The sequence below is a fragment of the Pedobacter fastidiosus genome (assembly GCF_014306625.1).
Taxonomy (GTDB): domain Bacteria; phylum Bacteroidota; class Bacteroidia; order Sphingobacteriales; family Sphingobacteriaceae; genus Pedobacter; species Pedobacter fastidiosus.
This window is the reverse complement of sequence record NZ_JACRYL010000011.1, coordinates 168175-189189: the sequence shown is the minus strand read 5'-3', so window position 1 is coordinate 189189 and position 21015 is coordinate 168175. Positions and strand designations below refer to the sequence as shown.

Annotated in this window: 19 protein-coding genes; 12 read left to right on the top strand and 7 right to left on the bottom strand. The window is 35.6% G+C overall.

Annotated features, from left to right (window positions below):
- Positions 1-725: 725 nt before the first annotated feature.
- Positions 726-3236, bottom strand: a complete 2511-nt coding sequence (locus H7U22_RS14000; protein WP_187071977.1) for a S9 family peptidase — start codon at positions 3234-3236, stop codon at positions 726-728.
- 175 nt (positions 3237-3411) lie between these two features.
- On the opposite strand from H7U22_RS14000, the gene H7U22_RS13995 reads away from it, so the two are divergent.
- The 3 genes from H7U22_RS13995 to H7U22_RS13985 are packed head-to-tail and all read left to right on the top strand — an operon-like array spanning position 3412 to position 6401.
- Positions 3412-4290 carry a polysaccharide deacetylase family protein gene (locus H7U22_RS13995; protein ID WP_187071976.1) on the top strand — a complete coding sequence of 293 codons (879 nt, stop codon included), beginning with the start codon at positions 3412-3414 and terminating at the stop codon, positions 4288-4290.
- Between the two features lie 44 nt (positions 4291-4334).
- On the top strand, positions 4335-5198 hold the full coding sequence (locus H7U22_RS13990) for a polysaccharide deacetylase family protein (RefSeq protein WP_187071975.1): 864 nt from the start codon (positions 4335-4337) through the stop codon (positions 5196-5198).
- A gap of 39 nt (positions 5199-5237) precedes the next feature.
- On the top strand, positions 5238-6401 hold the full coding sequence (locus H7U22_RS13985) for an RsiV family protein (protein ID WP_187071974.1): 1164 nt from the start codon (positions 5238-5240) through the stop codon (positions 6399-6401).
- Positions 6402-6461: 60 nt separating this feature from the next.
- On the opposite strand, the gene H7U22_RS13980 is transcribed toward H7U22_RS13985, so the two are convergent.
- From H7U22_RS13980 to H7U22_RS13970, 3 genes are all read right to left on the bottom strand, one after another.
- Positions 6462-6914 carry a 3-oxoacyl-ACP synthase gene (locus H7U22_RS13980; protein ID WP_187071973.1) on the bottom strand — a complete coding sequence of 151 codons (453 nt, stop codon included), beginning with the start codon at positions 6912-6914 and terminating at the stop codon, positions 6462-6464.
- Positions 6915-6947: 33 nt separating this feature from the next.
- Complete coding sequence (locus tag H7U22_RS13975) at positions 6948-7292, bottom strand: DUF1801 domain-containing protein (RefSeq protein WP_187071972.1); 345 nt, start codon at positions 7290-7292, stop codon at positions 6948-6950.
- A 458-nt stretch (positions 7293-7750) separates the two neighbouring features.
- The gene (locus H7U22_RS13970) at positions 7751-8326 is read right to left on the bottom strand and encodes a nitroreductase family protein (RefSeq protein WP_187071971.1); all 576 of its coding nucleotides are present in this window, start codon (positions 8324-8326) and stop codon (positions 7751-7753) included.
- 366 nt (positions 8327-8692) lie between these two features.
- On the opposite strand from H7U22_RS13970, the gene H7U22_RS13965 reads away from it, so the two are divergent.
- From H7U22_RS13965 to H7U22_RS13945, 5 genes are all read left to right on the top strand, one after another.
- Positions 8693-10315, top strand: a complete 1623-nt coding sequence (locus tag H7U22_RS13965) for an ABC-F family ATP-binding cassette domain-containing protein (protein ID WP_187071970.1) — start codon at positions 8693-8695, stop codon at positions 10313-10315.
- 71 nt (positions 10316-10386) lie between these two features.
- The gene (locus H7U22_RS13960) at positions 10387-11043 is read left to right on the top strand and encodes a hypothetical protein (protein ID WP_187071969.1); all 657 of its coding nucleotides are present in this window, start codon (positions 10387-10389) and stop codon (positions 11041-11043) included.
- Positions 11044-11143: 100 nt separating this feature from the next.
- Entirely contained in the window at positions 11144-11842 is a 699-nt protein-coding gene (locus H7U22_RS13955; RefSeq protein WP_187071968.1) for a DUF4397 domain-containing protein, read from the top strand.
- A 142-nt stretch (positions 11843-11984) separates the two neighbouring features.
- Entirely contained in the window at positions 11985-12569 is a 585-nt protein-coding gene (locus tag H7U22_RS13950; protein ID WP_317172980.1) for an RNA polymerase sigma factor, read from the top strand.
- Positions 12562-13851 (top strand): hypothetical protein, encoded by a 1290-nt coding sequence (locus H7U22_RS13945; protein ID WP_187071967.1) that lies wholly within the window; start codon positions 12562-12564, stop codon positions 13849-13851. Before H7U22_RS13950 ends, H7U22_RS13945 begins: the two co-directional genes overlap by 8 nt.
- Here H7U22_RS13945 and H7U22_RS13940 read toward each other — a convergent pair.
- A complete protein-coding gene (locus tag H7U22_RS13940) occupies positions 13848-14438 on the bottom strand; it encodes a peroxiredoxin family protein (RefSeq protein ID WP_187071966.1) in 591 nt (196 codons plus the stop codon). The genes H7U22_RS13945 and H7U22_RS13940 overlap by 4 nt on opposite strands.
- 295 nt (positions 14439-14733) lie before the next feature.
- Here H7U22_RS13940 and H7U22_RS13935 point away from each other — a divergent pair, with 295 nt between their 5' ends.
- The gene (locus H7U22_RS13935) at positions 14734-15363 is read left to right on the top strand and encodes a Uma2 family endonuclease (RefSeq protein WP_187071965.1); all 630 of its coding nucleotides are present in this window, start codon (positions 14734-14736) and stop codon (positions 15361-15363) included.
- 94 nt (positions 15364-15457) lie between these two features.
- Complete coding sequence (locus H7U22_RS13930; RefSeq protein ID WP_187071964.1) at positions 15458-16087, top strand: Uma2 family endonuclease; 630 nt, start codon at positions 15458-15460, stop codon at positions 16085-16087.
- 75 nt (positions 16088-16162) lie between these two features.
- Here H7U22_RS13930 and H7U22_RS13925 read toward each other — a convergent pair whose 3' ends face one another.
- Positions 16163-16669 (bottom strand): FKBP-type peptidyl-prolyl cis-trans isomerase, encoded by a 507-nt coding sequence (locus H7U22_RS13925; RefSeq protein WP_187071963.1) that lies wholly within the window; start codon positions 16667-16669, stop codon positions 16163-16165.
- Between the two features lie 10 nt (positions 16670-16679).
- On the bottom strand, positions 16680-18701 hold the full coding sequence (locus H7U22_RS13920) for a thioredoxin domain-containing protein (RefSeq protein WP_187071962.1): 2022 nt from the start codon (positions 18699-18701) through the stop codon (positions 16680-16682).
- Between the two features lie 106 nt (positions 18702-18807).
- Here H7U22_RS13920 and H7U22_RS13915 point away from each other — a divergent pair, with 106 nt between their 5' ends.
- Positions 18808-19791, top strand: coding sequence for a PDDEXK nuclease domain-containing protein (locus H7U22_RS13915; RefSeq protein WP_187071961.1), 984 nt, complete (start codon positions 18808-18810; stop codon positions 19789-19791).
- A 3-nt stretch (positions 19792-19794) separates the two neighbouring features.
- A complete protein-coding gene (locus H7U22_RS13910) occupies positions 19795-20892 on the top strand; it encodes a mandelate racemase/muconate lactonizing enzyme family protein (RefSeq protein ID WP_187071960.1) in 1098 nt (365 codons plus the stop codon).
- Positions 20893-21015 lie beyond the last annotated feature (123 nt).

The window sequence follows — 21015 nt, the reverse complement described above, 5'->3', positions numbered from 1 at the left end:
GAGGGGGAGACAAAGCGCCAAAAAAGGTTTCCAAACTTGCCGAGGGGCTAGGCGGTCCGTCATTCTCAGCTTGATCTGATAGCTATCGGATGGGAACCTTCATGCGTTAAACATTGCATACCAAAGCATTAAGATTCCCGCCTGCGCGGGAAAGACGGCATGGCAAATATGGAGGTTGAAACCTCCCCCTGCCCCCTCCAGAGGGGGAGACAAAGCGCCGAAAAATGTTGCCAGAGAAAAAACAGTTTCAATATCAAAGGTTTTTAGTTTCCGATTGGTTTTCATTTGAAACACCTAAGCCCAAATAATTTAAACCTGATCGAGCGGAATAGCACCCGATTTTTCTTCGGGACTATAAGCGAGAGCAGGACTGAAATAACCGAAGAATTACCGAACCTTGCTTTCCAAAAAAAAGCTAAAACCTCCCCCAACCCCCTCCAGAGGGGGAGACAAAGCGCCAAAAAATGTTGCCAAACTTGCCGAGTGGCTAGGCGGTCCGCCATTCTAAGCTTGATCCGATAGTTATCGGAGGGGAATCGTAATGCGTTAAACATTGCATACCAAAGCATTAAGATTCCCGCCTGCGCGGGAAAGATAGCATGGCAAATATGGAGGCTAAAACCTCCCCCAACCCCCTCCAGAGGGGGAGACAAAGTGCCAAAAGTTTAACAAAACAAAAATGGCCTACATCATGCAGGCCATTTCTATTAGATCGTAATTTTAAATTAAGGTTTACCGTTCTGTTCTATGTCTCGGTCCATTTCTACTAAATCGACTTCGCTTGGATCGGAGAAATCGCCGATTAAGTATTTGTTAAAGTGATCGGCTAGTTTCCAGAAAGCATATTCGGTTAAATCGCCATAGGCATGGCGCTGACCCGGAACTATAAGCATATCGAATCTTTTGCCTGCTTTTATTAAGGCGTTGGCAACGCGAATGGTGTTTGCCGGATGCACGTTATTATCTACATCGCCCGTCATTAACAATAAATGACCTTTGAGGTTTTTGGCCAAATCTGGATTTTTTTCGATGTTATATTTAAAGGTTGTATCGCCTTTGGCCGAGATAATCTCTTTAACGCCATGGTGCTTTTCGCTCCACCAACGATTGTAAATACTGTTATCGTGGTTACCAGAATTACTTACCGCAGCTTTGAAAAAATCTGGATAAACAAGCATTGCAGCTGTAGACATAAAACCGCCACCAGAGTGACCCGTAATACCTACTTTTTGATCATCGATAAACGAATATTTAGCAGCAAGTTGCTCAATTGCCGTTTTCTTATCGGCCAAGCCGTAATCACGTAAATTGCCGTAGCCAAAAGTATGGTACCATTTAGAACGCGAGGGATTGCCTCCACGGTTTCCTACTGTAATAACGATATAGCCAAACTGAGCCAAACGCTCGGTGCGATCCATACTTTTAGTAAAGGCTTTGTTTACTGCCTCAGTCTGCGGACCGGGATATACGTACTCGATAATTGGATATTTCTTGGTGGGATCGAAATCAAAAGGCTTATACATTACTCCATACAAATCGGTGATCCCATCATCTGCTTTTACTTTGAAAGGCTCTGGAAATTTATACCCAGCCGTCATAAGCAATGAAAGATCGGTGGTTTCCAAATCCATTACCTTTAATCCTGCTTTGTTATATAGCGTAGACTTTGGCACTGTATTCACTCGTGAGTAATTATCAACAAAAAAAGTATTGTTATCATTCATGTTAGATGCATGATCAAAATCGCCGGCATTGAGCAATTTCATGTTCGAACCATCAAAGTTGATGCTGTATAAATGAAGATAATATGGATCTTCCTTGACTTCTCTCCCATTTGCCGTAAAATACAATACCCGATTTTTCTCATCGATGTTTACGATACTTTCACAGTGAAAAGATCCTTTGGTAATCTGATTTTTAAGCTTTCCATTTCCATCGAAAAGATAAAAATGCGCCCAGCCATCGCGTTCGCTCCAATGGATTAATTCATTACCATCGTTAACCAAACCCGGTCTGTTAACTTCTACGTAGGTATTAAAACGTTCATCAATTAACGGCTTTACCACATCTGTATTAATATCAACGGTACAAATATCAATACGTTTTAAATCTCTGCTGGTGCGAGAAAAATAGAATCTACTATCATTACCTAACCAAACCGAAGGTCGGAATTCGTTGTCGCGATCTTTAGCCAAAGATGGTTTGCTCCAAACGGAAACACTCTGATCTTTAAAGGCAGATACATTTAATTTTTTATAGGTTTTTGCAGGGAAATCAAAAAGCAACACTTCATCTTGAGGGGCTTCTGCTTCTCCTGGCATTTGGTATTTATAGGTTTCTAAAGTTGGGCGACCCGGTGTAACGCTGTTGATTACCCAAAGATCTTTAACCTTACGCGAATCGGTACGATCTAATACAAAGTACTTAGAATTCGGCGACCATAACACATAAGCTCCTCTCCTTTTTTTATTGTTTTTTTCATTCTCGACATTGTTTTCACCGTCGCCATCACTTCCGTAAGAATAAAACTTAACGCCATCTTTGGTAAGCTGATGCTCTACAATGGTACTGTCATCTTCGTTTTTAACGGCCTTTTGATAGTTGCTTTTATCCATCCAAAACAAATTATAATTTCGTGAAAAGATAATGGCTGAAGAATCTGGAGCAACTGACCCCCAAGTTGGTTTGGGTTTTGGCTTACTGAAATTGGCTACTTCGGTTAGTTTTGCCGTTGCCAATTCGTATTTAAAGGAATAGATTTTTTTCTGCATAGAATCTGCAGCCTTTTTATCTTTCCTGTCTTTCTTCAATTCATCTATAGAGCTTTTAATTTCGAAAGAAATACTTTTTTCATCTGGCGCAAACTTCAGATTTTCGAGAGGCAAATGTTCCGCATCAAAAGGATCGCGAACAATTAAGGTAATATCCGCAGCGATTTTAGCATTATCGAACATCAGCTTTTTGCTTTTAGCTGCTGGATCTACCAGATACCAAAATTTACCCTTCGGGCTTTCGAAGTTATACCAAAAGCGGTTGCTCATTTTTAGCCAGTGTGGATCTACAGAAGTAGAATACACCATTTTCTTTAATTTATTTGGAGAAAACCGAGATGCCAGCTGATAGTTAGCCTTTGGGGCCGACTGAATATTTTCTGTTAAGGTAAAGGTTTTGGTTTGCGCTAAAGCTGAAAGGGACAACAACTCGGCGCAAAATAATAGTTTGTAAAACTTATTCATTAATATGCGATTTGAGATCGCTAAAATATTTAATTAAAGATGATTAAGCCCTTAAAAATTGTAATAAAAGCGATAGTTTGGATCAATTTATTAAGGATTAAATAATTATCAACAGAATTTTATTTAGTGAACAATTAATTAACGGATTTTATAGTTTTGTAGCAAATACATTTATATGAAATTTAAATTTTTGAGCATAATTTCAGCAGGGTTAATTTTATTTTCCAGCTGTCAATCTAAGTCCCAAACCGAAACCAGCAATAGTAAAGATTCTACGGAGGTTACAGCTAAAACAGCAGAAAATACAGCAACTCCGGTTGATATATCTAAGATTAAAGTTGCCGATGCTAAAACCATTTTAGCCAGGAAACAGGTTCCTATTTTATGTTATCACCAAGTGAGGAACTGGAAACCGACTGATGGTAAAGTTGGTAAAGATTATATTGTTGAGATTCAGAATTTTAAAGATCAAATGAAAATGTTGGCCGATAGCGGTTACCACACCATTTTGCCTAACCAGCTTTATGCCTACTTAAATACGGGTGCCAAGTTACCGAGCAAGCCTATTATGTTAACATTTGATGATACAGACATGGATCAATTTACAGTTGTAAGGCCAACATTAGATAAACTAGGCTATAAAGCAGTTTATTTTATTATGACGGTTTCAATCGGTAGAAAGGGCAAGTTTGTAGATTATATGACCAAAGAGCAGATTAAGCAATTGGCTGATGAAGGCAATGTTATCGGCAGTCACACTTACGATCATAAAAACTTCAAGAAATATGCCGGTAAAGATTGGGAAGAGCAATTAGACAAACCGACAAAAAAGCTTGAAGAAATTACGGGTAAAAAAATGACTGAATTTGCTTATCCATTTGGTTTGTGGAATGCTGAAGGAATTCCGGAATTAAAAAAACGCGGTTTCTTAATGGCTTATCAATTATCGACCAAACGTGATGAGAAAGATCCATTATTTACCATTCGTAGAATTATTGCGAGTGGTTATTGGAGTCCGAAAACGTTAAGTAATAGCATAAAAAATAGTTTTTAAAACAAATACCGCAGGCTTAAAGTCTGCGGTTTACTCCCCACAATATGAAACGACTTGTATATTTTGCCGTTATCATCCCCCTACTTTTAACATCCTGTCATTCTAAATCTGCTCAAGAGAAAGTTGCTTTCACCCAAAGCACTGAATCTAAAGCAGATAAAGATTCTAGTCAACTTAAACCAGCCGATACCAAAACCATATTGGCCAGAAAGGAAGTTCCTGTTTTATGCTACCACCAGATTCGAAATAATTTAGCAAGCGATAGCAAAAGAGCGCATGATGATATTATTGCGCCTGATAAGTTTAAGGAGCATATAAAAATGTTAGCCGATAGTGGCTATCACACTATTTTGCCAGATGAGCTTTGTAACTACTTAGTTTATGGCGCTAAACTTCCTACAAAGCCAATTATGATCACTTTTGATGATACCGATTTGGATCAGTTTACAACTGGAGCATCAACTTTAAAGAAGTATGGTTTTAAAGGTGTTTATTTTATTATGACGGTTTCTATTGGCAAAAAAGGTAGAATTGGCTACATGAGTGCAGAGCAGATTAAGCAGTTATCTGATGATGGAAATACGATTGCAAGTCATACCTACGATCATAAAAACTTTGCTCAGTTTATAGATGAAGATTGGACAACTCAAATTGACGAGCCGACAAAAAAACTCGAAAAAATAACTGGAAAAAAAGTAGAGTATTTCGCCTTTCCGTACGGTGTTTACAAAGCTTCTACTTTACATAAGTTAAAAGAACATGGCTTTAAAGGGGCATTTATTTTATCTACCAAAAGAGATGATGAATATCCGCTTTATACGATTAGAAGAATTATCGATCCGGGAAGATATACAGCAAAAAATCTTTACTACAGTATTAATAAAAGCTTTAATAAACTAAAACAATAAGCACAAAAAATTTATTTAATAAGGATATATTAGTTTACCATGAAAAAACTTATTCTATATAGTGCTTTCGGATTTTTAGCGTTAACGGCCTGTAATCGCACTAAAAGTGAGAACAAAAATTCAGAAACCAGCGATAGTACAAAAACGGTAACGGCAGATTTGCCCGAAAATTTTTACAAGCGCCTTGAGGGTGATGTAGCCGGAAAACACGTGGTTATGAACCTGCAAAAAACCGGAAGTGATTACTCTGGAACCTATTATTATAATGGTTCCTGGCTAAATTTATCGATTGCTACCTTGATTGGAAAGGACAGCATCGTTTTGAACGAAAATAACTTTTCTGAGTATTATTTTGATGAAAATGCAAAGTCCAACACGTTAGCTTTAAAATGGATTGGTAATGGTTTTAAAGGAAAATGGACTAGTGGGAAAAAGGATAAAACTTTTGCTATTAATTTAACTGAAAAATATCCTGCTGGTAGCTATGCTTTCTCAGTTTCCACATACGAAGATTCTACAAAAGCTTTCCCTAAAAAAGTTAAGTCGCCAGTGGCAGAAATTGGTTTTAGGGCGTTATCTGCTACTGGAAAATCAGCATCTGATAATTGGTTAAATCAAGAACTTAAAAAATTGATGGGTTTAAAGGTTGGTCAAAATGATTGGAACACGGGTTTTAAAACTTTAGCAACTGCATACTTTGCAGATTACAAAAACACCGTTTTAGATTATGCAAAAGATGGCGATGGAAATGATGCATTTTTAAACTATAGCAATCACAGCAGTCAAAGTATTGTTTATAATGATAAGGATTTTGTAATTATAGAGCAAATGGATGATGATTACAGTGGCGGTGCACATGGAAATTATGCAAGTACCTTACATTGCTTGGATACCAAAACCCAAAAGAAACTGGTGCTTAGTGATGTTGTTAATGTAGATACAGTGATTTTAGAAAAGCTTTTAGAAAAAAATCTTCGTAAACAATATAACGTTAAACCTGGTGAGCAATTAACCACCGTTCTTTTTGATGATTATTTAAAACCAAACAATAACTTTTATTTTAATGATAATGGATTGGCTTTTTTGTATAACCCCTATGAGGTTGCTAGTTATGCACAAGGACAAATTATAGTTTATATTCCATTTACGGAGTTGAAACCTTATTTGGTTCCTGCATTTGCAACTAGGATTGGTTTGAAGTAACAAAGTTTTTTGGCTTTTTCGGTTCGTGGAGACACGAACCGAGGAATACTTGCATCACGATCAGAGTATTTCTTGAATTAAATATTTCTTACCATTAAAATTTAATTCTTCCTTAACTTTTTTACCAATAAATAGTTTCCCGATTGGAGATGCTTGAGAAACAGCGAAGAAAGTCTTTTCGTCGTGTTTAAGTTCTCCAGCACTAATGCTGATGTAAAAATTCCCTTCTGAGGTTAAAATCAAACTTCCGTTTTTCACAATTTTGCTTGTCTCAACGTGCTCTATCTGCTGTAAAGCTATTTTTTGCTGACCAGCTTCGTATAGAAGTTTACTATTACGATCCATTTCCTGTTGCATCATTTCGCGGGTGGTTTCATATTTATCGCCTGCGCTACTTTTTGTATCATCATTGGATGCCTGCCTAGCCTGTTGTAAAGAATATTCGATATTCTCGATTCTATTTTCGATAAAGGTTAAGCAAAGCTGGTATAATGAAGGTTTAAGAGTAGACATATTTTGAAATGAGAAATGTAAAAAATGGTTAGGTTAATTGCGCAAAGCAAAAGCTTGATTCAAAATGGATTCAATCTTTGTTTTTGGAAGATCTGCGAGAGGATTGATTAATAAGATTTTCATTCTGGCTCTTTTTTCTTGCAACAAATCTTCGTTTTCTATTTTGGCTCCATCAACCAAACCTATGTACGGCTGAAGGAATTTTTTGTGAATCCAAAGATAGCAGAACATTTTTCCTTTATAATAATAAAAAGGCATTCCGTGTTTCCAATGCTCGGTTACATTAGCATAGTTCAATAAAATCGATCTTAAATATTGCAAGCAACCTTTAATTGGTTCATCTTTTTGCTCAAAATAATTATCCAAAGGGTTTAACATCGTTCAATTGAAAATGTAAGTGTTTAAAGGTCTCTCCGTTTCGCTGCGCTACAGCGAGATGACGATGAACTTAAGATAGAAAATAAATCTCAAACGCTTAATAAAACTGTCCTTTCGACGGAAGTGGATAAATCTTTGCAAATCGAAGTAGGTTAATGTTCAAAGGTCTCTCCATTTCGCTGCGCTCCAGTCGAGATGACGATGAACTTAAAATGGAAAATAAAATCTCAAGACGTTCAATTAAATCGTCATTTCGACCGAAGCTGAGAAACCTTTGCAAATCGAAGTAGGTTAATGTTCAAAGGTCTCTCCGTTTCGCTGTGCTCCAGTCGAGATGACGGAAATAAAGTGGAGAAATCTTTGCAATTCGAAGTAGGTTAATGTTCAAAGGCCTCTCCGTTTCGTTGTGCTCCGGTCCAGATGACGATAAATTAAAATTCTTTGAGCAATTTAACCAACTACTCCTCTATCCACTTTACTTTTTCTTTTATCGATGTGCGATTTGGTTCCCAAGGTTTTTCGTTATGATAACCCATGTAGAATAAACCAATGCATTTTTCATTTGCATTAAGATTTAAAAATTCGCCAAGATCATCAATCAAAGGAGGCGAACTCCAATATGCACCAACTTTTAAACTTTCGGCAGTTAGAGCCATATTTTGAACAGCACAAGAAACCGCAGCCAGTTCTTCCCATTCTGGAATTTTTCCGCTAACCTGCATATTAATGGCTATAATACAATCGGCCTGACTAGTTTTCTCCGCAAAGCTATCGTACTTTTTTTGCAAGAATTGTTGTGGTGTAACCAGAGCTTTATATAGACGACCAAGTTCTTCTCCAAGTCTCGCCAAACCTGCCTTTCTAATTACAACGAAGCGCCAAGGTTGGGTTAATTTGTGCGTTGGTGCATAATTGGCAGTCTCTAAAATCTGATTGATCACCTCAATAGGAATTTCCTTTTTTATGTAACTAGCAGGAAAAATACTGCGTCGTTCTTTTATAATTTTTATTAAATTTTCGTATGCTGTACTCATGTTGTAAAAGTAGCGAAAAGCGAAAAGACTAATGCTGAAAGTGAACGGCAAAAACGTTAAAAAAAAACATTTGACTTTTTAATGTCTTGATTCCTAATGTTTAATACTTAATAACTCCTCAACCATCTCTTAATAAGCTGAAACAGATGACAATGAAATTCGAATATCAGATATCAATATGCATTTCCTTTGTAAATAAACCCGATTGAACGAATGCCGATTTTTCTTCGGCAGTAGGCAAAGCGGGGCTACTTAGGCCATGAAACGGCCAACGCTCATTTACAGATTATTAATCTTAAACGTTTTAGCTTCTACCTTTTTACCCTCAACCTTTTTGCCTATCTTTGCGGCTTATTTTATTACAGTATGATTTCAGTTTCTAATTTATCGTTACGATACGGCAAACGCACATTATTTGAAGATGTTAACTTAAAATTTAACCAAGGCAATTGCTATGGTGTAATTGGAGCTAATGGAGCAGGTAAATCCACTTTCCTTAAAATTTTATCTGGAGAAGTTAGTCAAACATCTGGTAGTGTTGCTTTTACGCCCGGTGAACGCATGGCTGTGTTAAAACAAAATCACCATGAATTTGATGATTTTTCGGTATTGGAAACTGTAATGATGGGCCATAAAGAACTTTATGCCATTATGAAGGAGAAAGATGCGATTTACATGAAGGAAGATTTTACCGAAAAAGATGGCGAACGTGCTGGCGAATTGGAAAATATCTTTGCTGAAAAAGATGGCTGGAATATGGAAAGCAATGCGGCGACCATGCTAAGTAACTTGGGCATTCTTGCTGATAACCATAACAAATTATTAAAAGAACTAGATAATACTCAAAAAGTACGGGTATTGTTGGCCCAAGCATTGTTTGGTGATCCAGATATTTTATTATTAGATGAGCCTACCAACGATTTAGATATTGAAACGATTGCTTGGTTGGAAAACTTTTTAGCTGATTATCAAAATATTGTACTGGTTGTAAGTCACGATAGGCACTTTTTAGATGCTGTTTGTACACATATTGTAGATATCGATTTCAGCAAAATGAATATCTACTCGGGCAACTATACTTTCTGGTACGAATCGAGTCAGTTGGCTTTGAAACAACGTAGTGACCAGAATAAAAAGACTGAGGAAAAAGTTAAGGAACTTCAAGAATTTATCCGCAGATTTAGTGCGAATGCATCAAAATCGAAACAGGCAACTTCTCGTAAGAAAGCTTTGGATAAAATTGATATTTCAGAAATTAAGGCGTCGAGTAGAAAATACCCAGCTATTATTTTCAACAATACGGGTAGAGAAGCAGGCGATCAGATTTTACAGGTTGATGGTTTGGGCAAGAGCGGTAACGATGGCGTTTTATTTGATAAAGTTACCTTCATGGTAAATAAAGGCGATAAAATTGCAATTTTATCTCAAAACAGTTTAGCTACGGCAGCATTTTACGATATTTTGGCTGGTAGAGATACAGACCATAAAGGCGAATTTAAATGGGGTGTAACTATTAGTACAGCCGATATTCCGAATGATAGCTCTGAATATTTTGCAGGCAAGGATGAAAATTTGGTTGATTGGTTACGTGAATATTCTGGAACCGATGCAGATGAGCAGTTTGTAAGAAGCTTTTTAGGAAGGATGTTATTCTCTGGTGAGGAAGTTTTGAAAAACGTAAAAGTTCTTTCTGGTGGGGAGAAAATGCGTTGTATGTTCTCAAGAATGATGTTGCAACAAGCTAATTTATTAATGTTTGATGAACCTACCAATCACTTGGATCTTGAATCTATTGAGGCCCTTAACAACGGTATGAAAGATTTTAAAGGTGCTATTTTGTTTACTTCACGAGATCACCAGTTAACAGAAACTGTTGCGAACAGGATTATCGAAATTACACCCAAAGGAACTATTGATAAACTAATGACTTACGATGAATACATTAACAGCGATGATGTTGCAAAACTTCGTGAGCAAATGTATTCTTAGAATAAAATGTTTTTTTTTTAAGAAAAGAGTTTTGAGGTAAAATCAAAGCTCTTTTTTCATTATAATTGAATATGAAAACGCTTCTAACTCTTCTATCCATATTTATTATATCTTCTGTTTACGGCCAAAAAAGCGATTCTACCCATACCCATTATAGGATCTTAAGAGGAGGTTTGATAGAGCATTCAACAGAACTTAAATCTAAAAAATATGTCAAGAATGGACTTTCGGAAATAACATCCAATAAAAAGATTATTGCTTCTGGGATTTATAAAGATGATGTGAGATTTGGAAGATGGCGGTTTTTTAGAATTCCAGATACCCTGGATCAAATTTATAATTATACCACTAAAAAAATAGAGTACAACGCTGTTAATTCACTATTATCATACGATATTGACTCTTCAAAAGAAGGAGACAAATTAATATATGCCATGAAAATTGGTGGGAGCTCCTATGGAATGCTATTTTTAATAAAAAACTTCAGACCTCCTTTTGAACTTAGCAAACAAAAGGGGATATATAAATTATATTTAATTTTGAGTATTGATGAAGTCGGTCAACTAATTAAATATCAAGCAAATATTGTTTCTGCTGATTATAATAAAAATTTTGATGTCTCGCTTAAAGGTCTTAAACCAGAAGATTTAGAATTTACACCAGCTTTTTTAAATGGTAAGCAGGTAGCTAGTCGGATAATTGTTGAAAGCAAAATAACAGTTCAATAAAAAATATTTTAAATGTAGCGTTTCTGCAACGAGCATCGTTTTATAAGAAAAAGCGTTAATGGCCATTAACCAATTTTGTTTATAAAATTGATTTAACTACATGAAAACTAAAAACTACTTTAGCATCACCACTAAAATTGCACTCTCTCTCTTCGCTATAACTTTAACTTTATCGGCTTGTAAAAAAGATTTTAACGACGATCCTATCGAAGCAACGGGAATTGGATTTGTACATGCATCTCCAGGTACTGGCGCTTTGGATTTTATTTTGGACGGACAAAAAATTAACAATTTTACCTACACGAAAGATTTAGGTTATTACGCCGCATATCCTGGAACAAGATTAATCGGTGTGGCAAAAAAAGATTCTTTAAAATACTTAACAACTGCAACCTCAGCACTTAAAGCTGGAGCTTTTTATTCTGTTTTTGTTGTGGATACACTAAAATCGACAAAACTTTTAGTTGTTGAAGATGATTTGAAAGCTCCTGAAACTGATAAAGCAAAAATTCGTTTTATCAACCTGAGCCCAGGTTCTACAGCATTAGATTTATCTATCCAAGGTACAGATGCCGCTCTTTTTACAGCAAAGGCATTTAAGGAATTTACCACTTTCACCTCTATAGCGCCATCTGACACCTATACTTTCCAAGTAAAAGCAACAGGCTCTACAGTTGTAAAAGCAACATTGCCAGCTGTCAAAATAGAGAAAGGTAAAATCTATACCATTTGGGCAAAAGGATTAAGCAGCACTACAGATAGTACCCAATTTGGTTTATCTGTTATGACAAATAAATAAAAATATCTACCTATGAAAATTTACATCGCCCCAATTAATTCTAATTGCGGGCGGTGTTATTTTCTTTAATTTTGTAAAATATTAATTAATAGTTCGTTATTAATTAGAAGACTAATCTCAATTAACAAATAGTCCTTTAGGGGTGATCAAAAAAATACTCAGTTTTGAGGAAATTTTAAAAGGCTGCGTTAAAAACGATAACGGCTGTAAAGAAATGATGTATAAATCATTTTATGGCTACTTAATGGGAATTATTTTAAGATACACAAAGAACATTGCTGATAGCGAAGAGCTTGTAAATGATAGCTTTATAAAGATTTTTAAAAACATTTCTAGTTATAAATCACCTCAAAATACAGAAGAATTACACAAATCTTTTAAAGGATGGATTGCTCAAATTGCCTCTCGTACTGCGATTGATAAGTTGAGAAGTTCTAAAGCTCAGTTTTATGTTGATGATTTATCTGAAGAAGAGCATCCGGCTTCTCCAGTTTCAATCGTTTCCGAACTCCACGTAAACGACATCATGAAATTATTAAATCACCTACCGGATACACAACGATTGGTATTTAATTTATACGAAGTGGAAGGTTTTAGTCACGATGAGATTTCGAAAATGTTAACCATCCCAGAAAGTTCTAGTCGTGTTTATTTAACAAGAGCAAAGAATAAATTACGTACACTATATTTAAGCACCATGGTTCATTCATATGAAAAAAATGGATAAAGAAATTATTGAGCACATTGTAGCGCAACTCAATGCCCATGAAGAATTATATTCTGATGGTGCTTGGGAACGCTTTTCTGAGCCTAAGAAAAAGAGAAGACCAATAATTGCGTATTGGCCTTTGTGGGGTGCTGTTGCCTTAATTTTAATAACCGCTGGAATATTTTTTAGCTTGAATAATGCTGCTGTAAAAACAGATTTCGTTGTAAACGAACCAACTTTAAAAGCGGAGAAACCCAAAGCTCAAAATAACTCTAATAATCAAAAAGCTAATTCTTCTACTCAAGATATAAACAATCAAATATTGACTTCTACTTCTCCAACAGAGAAAAAATTTAAAAATAATGAATTTATAGAACCTGAAAAACACTCTTCTTTAAGCATTGGAAATATTGAAAATTTAACAGCTAATCAATTTGCCTCTGTTTCGAATACAGAAGAAATCACTACGCCGAATAGAATTTATAATTCATTGGATAATCATCTTGCGGGGAGTAATCTTCTTGGTGAAAGTGCAAATAGAAATTTCAATATTGTAGTTGAAAAGAAAAAGACAGCACCCAAAACCTCTTTTGAGCAATTGCTTGCGCATGATAGTAAAGCAAATGAGCTTAACCCCATAGCCAAAACGGGAAAAGATTCTAAGTGGTCGCCAGGTATTTACGTTGCCCCAGCCATGGGGAATGACAACAAGGTTAATATGAATTATGGATTTTCGCTGGCCTATAATGTGGCGGGTAAGCTATCTATTAGTTCAGGGATTTCTTACACATCTTTAAGCTCTACCAGTAATCCCTCATCAAACACGTCTGCATTGATGGATAGTCCAGCTTCATCGCAAAGTTTATCTAGAGATAGTAAAAGTTTAGAATCTGTTGATGCCCAGCTTCGTGGTATAAACATCCCCTTAGAATTGAAATATAACATCAGCAATAAGTTTTATACAGGAATTGGGATCTCTGCACTGGCCATTTTAAATAATAAGCAAGAGAATAATTATGTAATTAATCAGGCACAAAATACAACTGTTGTTAATTCAATGGGTTACTCCGAGCAAAAAATGTTGCTGGTTACCGAAAGGGTTTCCGAACCGCAGGCAGAATCGGTAATTGCACCACAAAAGTATTTAGGTTTCTATAATTTTTCTTTGGGATATAAACAGAAAATATCGCCAAAGAAAAATATAGCCATTGAGCCCTTTTTAAGATTGCCGATGAAAACTTTCTCTAACGAAAATTTAAACCTAACAAATGGAGGTTTAAGATTGAAAATCGATTTTTAAAGTAGGGCTAGAATTTCTTTAACCGAGGCTCTTTTCTTGTAATCTGTATCAAACTGAACAAACTTTATTTTCCCATCTTTACCAATTATGTAAGTAGCTGGAACAGGTAAAACAGCGTCTATAGCTCCATTATTTTTGGCAACGTCGATTCCATAAGTTTTATATTTAGAAGCTAAGCTTTCTTCCATAATATAATCCACTTTATAAGCCTTCATAATCTTATAACCATTATCGGAAACGAGAGAAAATGAGGCCTTTGTTTTCTCTTTTGTCTTGCTAATAGATTCATCACTTTCTGGGGTAACACCCACAATATAAGCGCCTTTTGCATTTAAACTCTGCAAAGAATCTTGTAAATTTTTAATGTGCTTATTGCAATATGGGCACCATTGACCACGGTAAAAAAACAGCACAACGCTTTTATTTCCTTTAAGTAATTGCTTCAGGTTGATTAGTTTTCCTTCGCTATCTTTAGCTATAAAATTTGGAGCAACTTCTCCATTTTTCAAACCCGTTTGAGCTTTTGTTGATCCAACAAAAATTAAGACAAAAATGGATAGGATAAATGTTCTTTTAAGATTTTTCATTTTCTAATTGATTTAGGTTTTTATTTTTAGTCGGTTATGGCAAACTAACCTTACAAAGTATTTTATGGATTTTAAAATTTCAAAACAAAGAAGTTAGAAACATTTTTCGGTTCGTGGAGACACGAACCAAGGCTTTATACTCTCCTGCAGACACTAACTGGGGCATTATATTCTATATCAATAGTATGCATCTTAATATAATACTAAACTGTAAAGTAGCAAAACGCTTTAAACAATGGGTAAGTTAATTTTTCTCTCTAAATCTATTTGCTATATTTAATAGATAATCAAGCAAATGAAAACCATCAAACCATATCCAACTGAGGAAGAATTACCACCAATTACAACAGTTAATGAGATTGATTTTTCAGCAACTTACAGTTACGCAGATTACATGCGTTTCGAATTTGAAGAACGTTTAGAAATTATTAAGGGACATCTTTTTAAAATGAGCCCGGCGCCAGCCAGACTTCACCAAAGAATTTTTGGAAGAATATATAACCCCATTTACAATTGTTTAAAAGGTCAGTTGTGCGAAGTTTATAGTGCGCCCTTCGATGTTCGTTTGGCTCGGAAAAATCAAGATGATAAAGAAATATTTACCGTGGTTCAGCCCGATATTGTGGTGGTTTGTGATAAAAGCAAGTTGGATAAACGTGGCTGTATCGGCGCTCCAGATATCGTTGTCGAAATTCTATCCCCAGGAAACAATAAAAAGGAATTGATTAATAAATATGAGGTTTACGAAGAATCTGGAGTAAAGGAATATTGGATTGTTAGCCCTTCGGAGAAAACCTTTTTCAAATATATTCTTGATGATCAAGGAAAGTTTCAGCCTACCAAACTCTTAACTGTTGGCGAGGAAGTAACCACTCCAATTCTTCCTGGCTTTATTTTAAATCTGGAAGAGGTTTTTGAAGATTAATGAAAGGAGCATAATTTTCATCAAGCTTCTTTTAGTGTATAAGTTAATTTTTCTCTCTAAATCTATTTGCTATATTTAATTAATAATTAAGCAAATGAAAACCATCAAACCATATCCAACTGAGGAAGAGTTACCACTAATTACAACAGTTAATGAGATTGATTTTTCAGCAACTTATAGTTACGCAGATTACATGCGTTTCGAATTTGAAGAACGTTTAGAAATTATTAAGGGCCATCTTTTTAAAATGAGCCCGGCGCCAGCCAGACTTCACCAAAGGATTGTAACCAATATCTTCGGACCAATTTATATCACCTTAAAGGGCAAGCAATGTCAAGTTTATACAGCTCCGTTCGATGTTCGTTTGGCTCGTAAAAACCAAGATGATAAAGAAATATTTACCGTGGTTCAACCCGATATTGTGGTGGTTTGTGATAAAAGCAAGTTGGATAAACGTGGCTGTATCGGCGCTCCAGATATCGTTATCGAAATTCTATCCGCAGGAAACAACAAAAAGGAATTGATTAATAAATATGAGGTTTACGAAGAATCTGGAGTAAAGGAATATTGGATTGTTAGCCCTTCGGAGAAAACCTTTTTCAAATATATTCTTGATGATCAAGGAAAGTTTCAGCCTACCAAACTCTTAACTATAGGCGAGGAAGTGACCACTCCAATTCTTCCTGGCTTTATTTTAAATCTGGAAGAGGTTTTTGAAGACTAACAAAAAAGGAGCTTAATTTTCATCAAGCTCCTTTTATATTTTTCAGAATTAACTGATTGTTTTAATAACAAAAATTTAGTGTCCTGAATGACCATCTGCACCGTGTGCGTGACCATGAGCCAACTCATCCTGAGTAGCTTCGCGAACACTTAAAATTGTTCCGCTGAAGATAAGATTTTTACCAGCCATTGGGTGGTTTAAATCTACAGCTACAGTTTCATCATGTACAGCAGTAACACCAGCTCTAAATTGGTTTCCGTTATTATCCTGCAAAGGAATTACGTCGCCAACAGCAGGCACTTCGCCACCAGCCTCTGTAAACATCGATTTTGGCAAATCTGCGAATGCTCCTGGATCTAATTCTCCATAGCCATCTACGGCCGATAATTCAAAGCTATACTCATCACCAGCTTTTGAACCAGTTAAATGCTCTTCGAACTTAGGCAACATCATGCCAACGCCATATAAAAATACTAAAGGATTTTGCTCATCAGCTTTTTCAACAAAAACTTGTTGTCCTTCTTCGTTAGTAGTATGCAATTCGTAAGTTAATGATACTACTGAGTTTGGTGAAATATTCATTTAAATTGTTTTATTGTAAATACTCTAATGCTTCCTCAACAGAACTAACCGGTAACTGGCATACTTTATTTCGGCAAATATAAACTTTTGTTTCATTGCTTTGCTTACCTTTTAACAGTGGCAAGTTACTTTTTGTTCCGCCTAATGTAATTTTGTTCGGAATGTAATGATTACTTAACTCCAGCTTAATCAAATCTGTTTCTAAACCTGTTATCGCAATTTCATTTATTCCGTAAACTTCATTTAAAAGTTGGATAGACCAATTTGAATAGGCAGAACCATAATTCTGAATTTTCGATTGTACCGAAGCCAACATTTCAGAAGCTTTTTCTGTATAATTTTCCAAATCATAAAATAACCCAAGTTTTTTAAGATTTTGCGCCATAACTGAGTTTGAGGCCGGAATTACGTTATCCATAACTTCATGTTTCCGGGCAATCAATCCTTCACTTTCTGCCGAGGTGTAAAAAAACATAGGAGAATCTGGATCTATAAAATTAGTTAGAACATAATCTGCTAAACCTTTCGCCTCATTCAACCAGTCTTCATTAAAATCTGCTTCATAAAGTGCAATTAGTGCTTCAATCATAAAAGCATAATCATCCAAAAATCCTGTTATAGAGGCTTTTCCATTTTTGTAATTGCGATACAATCCACCATTTTCAGCTTTAAGATTATTTAGAATAAAATGGGCAGAAGCTGAAGCTTTTTCATAGTACAAATCATGACTTAAAACAGAACCAGCATCCGCCAAAGCCTTAATCATCATGGCATTCCAAGCCGTTAAACATTTATCATCAAGGCCAGGGCGAACTCTTTTGCTCCGCTCTTGGAGTAATTTTGTTTTTGCAAGCTTTACTTTATCATAAAGTTTTTCTGCATCAATCTTGTATTTGGAAATTAAATCATCATCGCTTTGGGTTTTTCGTAGAATATTGGTTTGCTCCTCTTCCCAATTCCCATCTTCTGTAACATTATAATATTCGCCAATTAAAGCAGAATCTTCTCCTAAAATTTGGTCAAATTCTTTCTTATCCCAAACGTAAAATTTACCTTCAATACCTTCGCTATCCGCATCTAAAGCCGAATAGTATAAGCCATCAGGCGAAGTCATTTCACTAAAAACCCAATCAATACATTCTACTGCAGTTTGTTTAAAAGAATCGAATTTAGTGCATTGATATGCTTCCACATATAAACTGATCAGCTGTGCATTATCGTAAAGCATTTTTTCAAAATGTGGTACATGCCATTTATCATCAACAGAATAACGAGCGAAACCACCCCCAATCTGATCGTAAATTCCACCCCTACTCATTTCTTCCAAAGTTTGACAAACAGGTGTAAAGACAGATTCATCATCTTTTAAAAATCCATATCTTAATAGGAACACCCAATTGTTTGGTAACGGAAATTTTGGAGCACGATTGTAGCCACCGAAACTGATGTCGAAGTGGCGTTTCCAAGGTTCTACAATCTCTGATAAATGTTCAAGCGTATAATCTTCTGTTTTAATTGCGGGAATTATTTTTTCGCTATCGCGGATTCCGGAAGTTAATCTTTCTGCATATTGAATGGCCTTTTCTGGTTCGTTTGCCCAAAGTCCAGCAACGTTTTCTAAAATATTAATCCAATCGGTCTTCTTAAAATATGTTCCTCCATAAATTGGTCTTTGATCTGGTAAGCAAATGCAATTTAGTGGCCATCCACCGCTTCCTGTCATTAATTGGATGGCATACATATAAATTTGATCGATATCTGGGCGTTCTTCTCGATCTACCTTAATGCAGATATAACGTTTATTCATCACTTCAGCCACTTCAAAATTTTCGAAGCTTTCGCGTTCCATCACGTGGCACCAATGGCAGGCCGAATAACCAATACTAACCAATATCAATTTATTTTCTGCCTTTGCTTTTTCTAACGCCTCAGTTCCCCATTCGTACCAATTTACAGGATTATGAGCATGTTGAAGCAAATAAGGTGAAGAAGCCTTAATTAAATTATTAGGCTCTGAGTGTATGTTTGACATGAATTTTAGATATATTATAATAGAAATAGTAAAGCTATAAATTATCTACAAAGCTGTTCCGTTTTAGTTTTTGTTTTTATACTTTAGTTGGAAATCTTAACAATTGATGGAAATAGCCAGAAACGATTTATTTAGTGCCATAAAAGAGATTATTGTTCAGTCTCGTTTGAGGATATTTCGAGTGGCAAACTCTGCTTTACTTGAATCTTATTGGCAAATTGGAAAGTTGATTGTTGAGGATGAACAACAGGGAAAATTAAGAGCTGATTATGGAAAAGAAACTTTAAAAAACCTATCTAAGCATTTAACTCAAGAGTTTGGGAAAGGATTTGATGACAGTAACCTTCGAAATATAAGATCTTTTTACACCGCATTTCCAATTCGTGACGCATTGCGTCACGAATTGAGTTGGACACATTACCGCCTATTATCAAGGCTTGATTCAGAAGAAAAAAGAACTTTCTACATTAATGAAAGTATTGTTTCAAATTGGAATAGCAGAGAATTAGAGCGACAAATTAATTCGTTATCATTCGAAAGAGCTTTAACGGAACCTAAAGAAAACAAACTAAAACCTAATATTCAAGATTATATTAAAGATCCATATATATTTGAATTCCTTGGTCTAAATCCAGATGTTAAAAATACAGAAAGAGGTTTAGAATCAGCAATTATCAATCATCTACAAAAATTCTTACTTGAATTTGGAAAAGGGTTTGCATTTGTGGCTCGTCAACAACACATTGTAACAGATACATCAGACTTTTTTATAGACTTAGTTTTCTACAATTACATATTAAAATGCTTTGTTATAATCGATCTTAAAACAACAAGTTTGAGCCATCAAGATATAGGGCAGATTGATATGTATGTTAGAATGTATGATGATTTAAAGAGAAATGATGGAGATAACCCAACAATCGGTTTATTATTATGTACAGAGAAAGATGAAACAATCGTAAAATATTCAGTTCTTAATGATAAAAATCAATTATTTGCAAGCAAATATTTATTGTACTTACCAAAAGAAGAAGAATTAAAAGCAATTATAGAACAAGACAGGCAACGTTTCGAATTAGATAATTTATAAACCATGAAAATCACCCATACAGAAATATTCCGCTTTAGCATCCCAATGGAACCATTTGTTATTGCGACTGGCACCATGCACTTTGCGCAAAATGTATTAATTAGAGTGCATACTGATGCTGGCATTCATGGCATTGGAGAATGTTCTGCCTTCCCGATGATTGTTGGTGAAACTCAAGATACCTGCATTGCCATGGCGAAAGATTTTGCCTCTATTTGGATTGGTAAAGATCCGCTCGAAATTCCGGAGCGGATGAATGATTTATTGGGTTATGCAGATCATAACAGCACAATCAAAAGTGCTTTTGATATGGCTCTGTTCGATATTTCTGCAAAACATGCCAAACTCCCATTGTATCAATTCTTGGGCGGTCAAAAACGAACAATAGAAACCGACATGACTATAGGGATTGATACTCCAGAAGGTATGGCCCAAACCGCTTTAAAATATAAAAGCCAAGGTTGTAGCATTATAAAAATAAAGCTGGGAAAAAAAGTTAACGACGATATTGAACGCGTAAAACACATTCGAGAAGCTGTGGGCGGGGAAATGACACTCCGTCTGGATGCAAACCAAGGATGGAATTTTGATGATGCTTTATTTGCACTCGGTGAACTTGAAAAATACAACATCGAATTCTGCGAACAGCCGATGCGCACTTGGTATGATGATAAGTTACCCGAATTAAACATCAATTCTCCAATAAAATTGATGGCTGATGAAAGCTGTTATAATCATCATGATGCAAGGAAACTGATTAATAGTCAATCTACGACCTATTTAAATATAAAATTTTCCAAATCTGGAGGTATTCTAGAAGCGCAAAAAATTCATGAAGAAGCCCTGCAAAAAGGCGTTAAATGCATGATTGGCAGTATGCTAGAGACTAGAATTGCATTGAGTGCAAACTTACATTTTGCACTAGCAAGCCCTAATGTAGAATTTTTCGATTTAGATACAGCTTTACTTGGCCATTTGGTTGATCCTGTAATTGGTGGCTTAACCTATAATGGGTTCTTTTTAGATGTTCCTGAATCATATGGAATTGGCGCCGAACCAGATGAAGATTTTCTAAAAACTTGCGAAAATTGGACGATATAGTTCAGTGGTCATTGGTTCATTAGGAAAATAGTTTGGATGCAACAGCAAAGTTCATTAGTCATTGGTTCATTAGGAAAATTAGTATGGATTTATTTAATGCGATTTGAATAATTACAAATGAAC